Source organism: Pseudomonas asuensis, assembly GCF_014646755.1.
GTDB classification, from domain to species: Bacteria; Pseudomonadota; Gammaproteobacteria; order Pseudomonadales; family Pseudomonadaceae; genus Chryseomonas; species Chryseomonas asuensis.
Genome location: NZ_BMNW01000045.1, coordinates 1 through 3,593, shown reverse-complemented (window position 1 = coordinate 3,593; position 3,593 = coordinate 1). Strand labels below are relative to the sequence as shown.

The window sequence follows — 3,593 nt, the reverse complement described above, 5'->3', positions numbered from 1 at the left end:
GCGGAGCAAATATTCTAGACATTCGCGTGATAGGGCTAAGTGGTTAGGCTGGCTATCGGGTTCCCTCAAGGCAGGTTAGAGACGTAATTGGATGTTGTTATTAAAGTGTACTCCAGCGGTAACAGCGAGCAGCTATCGTCTGGGTATAGCGATAAATAGTCAGGAGAACTTAAACGACTACACCGCCTATTCGCTACACTTAACGACTACACTTTGGGTACCGTTTTACCGACACTCCACATCCTTCTTGAAACCATCAGACTGTGCCTCTCGCTCCGTTCGATAGGCCACCCGGATACAGGCCGGGATCGAGTGGTAGGACGGGCAGAGCGTTGGCACAAAATAGGTGCCTGGGCGGCGTGAGGCATAACCATCTCATCGGTACGGGTCGGATCAATCGGTTCGATTTCCTCTTCTACAACACTATTCGAGGCACATGCCTCCTGCAGGTCAGGGAAGAGTTCCTTGACCGTCTTGTCGCGTTTGATGATGCAGGCAAGGCCTGGCTTTCGATCCAGCGTCCAACTGGCCTGCCCGGTCACAAACGAATTGTGATGACTCATGACCCTGGCGATAGGAGTGTCCCGCTCCTTTTCCCATTCGCTGACCACAAAGCGCTTGTCCCAGCTCATAAAGAGCTTTTTGCTGAAGCCTCGACAGGGTGATGCCATAGCGGTCACTCATGTAGAAATGCGTATGGGCAATCAGGTCCTTCACAGCGTTGTGCGCAGCGCAGGATCAATCCTGAGATCACAGGGCCCTTAACGGCTGGCCATGCCCGGCAGTTCACCGTACAGATAACTGCCTCGGTCGGCATTGGCCTCTCCAATGGCAGGGGCCAGGTTGTGCAGGTCGGCATCGATTCGGTTAAACAGAGGCTCAGCCCGGTAAGCGCCTGAACCGCCTTCGCGCCAGCACTGAAGCTGATGGCCAAAGGACCAGACGCTCTGGATATGCTCCCACTCAAGACGAATGGCGCGATCGGGCAGGGCACGTGTCTGGCAACCGCAGGACTCATGATCCATCACGCCGCCGCTACGGCCTACTCATTCCCACTGGCAGCCGCAGTAGAGGTCACCTGATGCCTTGGGACCATTGTTCTGGTCAGCATAGATGTCATTACGCAGGAAGTGCTTGGCATCGTAGTAGGTTTCAGGAGCAGCCAGTGCTGGACTTGAGAGAGTAAGCGCCAGCAGGACCAGAGCAGCTTTCATGGTTCAACGGCCTCGGGGTTGGCGACTGGCTTGCGAGTCAGCTTGTGCCAGACAGAGAAAGCAAGCGTCGGGATGACTACAAACAACAAAGCTGACAGCACCGCAGCCACACACAGCATCAGGTTGCTTACTGCTATCCACTGCATCGCCTCAACGGTCCAAGAAACTAGCCAGCGCTCGACCTGGATGAACAGGCCCTCGATATAGGGGAAATGAGCCGGGCGGATAAACCAGAGCAGAGCGCCAATAAACAGGGCAATCGGGGTAAAGGTAATCAGCCCATAGCTCAGCCGGTGCAGATCGGTCAGAGTGGGTACCGCATGTAGCGAGACCAGAAACAAACCGGTGATGATCAGAAGGCTCAAGGGATCGCTGTCTGCCTCGGTCCACAGGCTCCAGAGGATTTCAGTCAGGGCCTCAGGAATCCAGACGAGAATATCTATTGAATTCTGGGGCGGCGCAGGGACGTCATAGGCAATGCCCGTCAGCAGGCACAACAGTACGCAGCCTACGGCGCAGGGCGCAGTCCTTCCAGTACTCGTCCCATGTAGCTGAGCGGTCCGGAAAAAAAGGTGTAGTCGACATGGCCAAGCGTACCGTCTATATCACTGCGCTTGTACAGCGCTATGCGGGTGAGCTTGAAGTCCATGTACAGGCAGACGATAGCGCGAGCGGTCTCGCGTATGGGTGAGCCAACCATACCGGTAAAGGCATAGGCAGGCCATGTGGGCAGTCTGGGACTGGCAATCAGGAAATGCTTGGCAAGGCCGGTCAGGGCGAGCACTGCGGCGGTCGCACTCAAGAGAGCAAGTAACGGAGTCATGACGGTTTTCCTGGTAGGGTGGCCCTGCAAGGGTGCCTCGTGCAGGGCTGGACGGCTTTGGGGTTGTTAAGGCAGCATCAACCTGACGGGCGAGCTGTAGCCTTGCTCGGTATTGATACCCTGCGCCTCTTGAAAACTCAGCGAGATGCCCTTCTTGAAGTCGGCAAACGGATTCAGGCGCGGGATGTAGTTCTTCATCTTGAGCTTGCCGTTATCGTCCGGTACCAACTGGCGCACCAGTTGCTCAAGGGTCAGCTGATCGTCAATGATTCCGATGTTCTTGGCTGTGCCGGCTTCCCAGACCAGTCCCTCAAACATGTCATCGGTGGGTTTTAGTCTGTCTCCACGGCCCTGCTTTACGTCCGCGATAAACTTCTGGCGAGTCGCCCCCAGTACGGTTTTCCAGTACTGGACCTGCTCATCCCTGGCCGGGGAGAAGGGGTCCAGCATCGACTTGCTGGTGCCGGCGGTGTAGATGCGGCGCTCCAAGGGGCTCGCTATTGTTGCGGAATCTTCTATTCCTGAGCCGTGGCGATCACGGATGGCGGCCGCGAGCAGGGGATCAACCAGGGTCGTTGAAGGCTATTATGTTCAGGACTGGCACAAGTTTCTCAGGATCTGGACAAATGAGTGCAGCCAGGTTGAGGTTTTGTTGTATCGAAATGCTGTAACTCGTAACAGGTGAAACTAAGCTACCTAATGAAACCTGATAGAGCATACATGCCATGGCTGATGCCAAGAGCTCTAAGTCTATAGAGCTGTCCGAGCACACGTATAGGCTAGGCTGAGGCACGGCTGTACAGTCAGCGGTCAGGATTGAAGACAGTACATTAGGGAAGGTGGCGATGTATTAGCTATAAAACAAATTGCTGGTGGGAAGGCAGAAGCAATATCAATTTAACATAACTTATGTTATGCGAAGCTGACGCGAGCTTGGGGTTATTCTGTGGACCAGCAGAGCGCTTAGTTTAAAGGCTCCCGATTAGGAGCCTTTGGAATTTGAGTTCGGGTTAGCCGCTGGTAATCCGAAACAAGGCATAGGATAGGATGCCCTACTATGATCGGAATACTAAGTATTGCAGCGGCCCACGGTATGAAGCTACTGTGGCTTTGGCGCGCTTCGACTTGGTGCATGAAGTTCTGGAAGTCTCACTGAGCCTTGGTCTTGGGTGATTCTTGCGGGTTTAGCATCTTGGTACTCCTGAATTTTGTAGAAGGCGGTTACACCGGTAGCAACTGCTGCACTGATAGCTGCGACCATAGTGACCACTTTCTGCGTTCTCTCCCATTTCTGGTAGGTTCTATAGCTTCGCAGCTTGGCAATTTCTTCCATCAGCTTTTCTTTCTCAGCTGCAGGCCGCCTCAGCTTCTCAACTTCGAGGCTTAGCTTTTCAATTTCAAGTGCGGTCTTTCTCAGTGTATAGACTGCCTGCTGGGATGCAATATCCCTAGGTGGACTTGCCCCTACCAAACCGGACACCAACTCTCCGTTAAATTGATGCTGCTGCCAAGCGCCTGAATTCTCTCGGGGATCGATATTTCAAAGCGCTGTGCGG

General features: G+C 54.1%; 7 protein-coding genes. All 7 read right to left on the bottom strand.

Annotated features, from left to right (window positions below):
• Positions 1-206: 206 nt before the first annotated feature.
• The 7 genes from IEX86_RS24465 to IEX86_RS24435 all read right to left on the bottom strand — a co-directional run bounded on the left by IEX86_RS24465 (position 207) and on the right by IEX86_RS24435 (position 3,517).
• On the bottom strand, positions 207-671 hold the full coding sequence (locus IEX86_RS24465; protein WP_188868751.1) for an endonuclease: 465 nt from the start codon (positions 669-671) through the stop codon (positions 207-209).
• A 90-nt stretch (positions 672-761) separates the two neighbouring features.
• Positions 762-1,025: an endonuclease gene (locus IEX86_RS24460; RefSeq protein ID WP_188868750.1), complete on the bottom strand. Its 264-nt coding sequence runs from the start codon at positions 1,023-1,025 to the stop codon at positions 762-764.
• A gap of 21 nt (positions 1,026-1,046) precedes the next feature.
• Complete coding sequence (locus IEX86_RS24455) at positions 1,047-1,214, bottom strand: hypothetical protein (protein WP_188868749.1); 168 nt, start codon at positions 1,212-1,214, stop codon at positions 1,047-1,049.
• The gene (locus IEX86_RS24450; RefSeq protein ID WP_188868748.1) at positions 1,211-1,711 is read right to left on the bottom strand and encodes a hypothetical protein; all 501 of its coding nucleotides are present in this window, start codon (positions 1,709-1,711) and stop codon (positions 1,211-1,213) included. The genes IEX86_RS24455 and IEX86_RS24450 overlap by 4 nt, the downstream gene beginning before the upstream one ends.
• 11 nt (positions 1,712-1,722) lie before the next feature.
• The gene (locus IEX86_RS24445; RefSeq protein ID WP_188868747.1) at positions 1,723-2,037 is read right to left on the bottom strand and encodes a hypothetical protein; all 315 of its coding nucleotides are present in this window, start codon (positions 2,035-2,037) and stop codon (positions 1,723-1,725) included.
• A 66-nt stretch (positions 2,038-2,103) separates the two neighbouring features.
• Positions 2,104-2,526 (bottom strand): S49 family peptidase, encoded by a 423-nt coding sequence (locus tag IEX86_RS24440; protein ID WP_188868746.1) that lies wholly within the window; start codon positions 2,524-2,526, stop codon positions 2,104-2,106.
• A 610-nt stretch (positions 2,527-3,136) separates the two neighbouring features.
• Complete coding sequence (locus IEX86_RS24435; protein ID WP_188868745.1) at positions 3,137-3,517, bottom strand: hypothetical protein; 381 nt, start codon at positions 3,515-3,517, stop codon at positions 3,137-3,139.
• Positions 3,518-3,593 lie beyond the last annotated feature (76 nt).

Bases quoted from the DNA above. Each gene is read 5' to 3' on its own strand.
- IEX86_RS24465 (WP_188868751.1), bottom strand. From the start codon at position 671: ATGGCATCACCCTGTCGAGGCTTCAGCAAAAAGCTCTTTATGAGCTGG.
- IEX86_RS24455 (WP_188868749.1), bottom strand. From the start codon at position 1,214: ATGAAAGCTGCTCTGGTCCTGCTGGCGCTTACTCTCTCAAGTCCAGCA.
- IEX86_RS24445 (WP_188868747.1), bottom strand. From the start codon at position 2,037: ATGACTCCGTTACTTGCTCTCTTGAGTGCGACCGCCGCAGTGCTCGCC.
- IEX86_RS24460 (WP_188868750.1), bottom strand. From the start codon at position 1,025: ATGGATCATGAGTCCTGCGGTTGCCAGACACGTGCCCTGCCCGATCGC.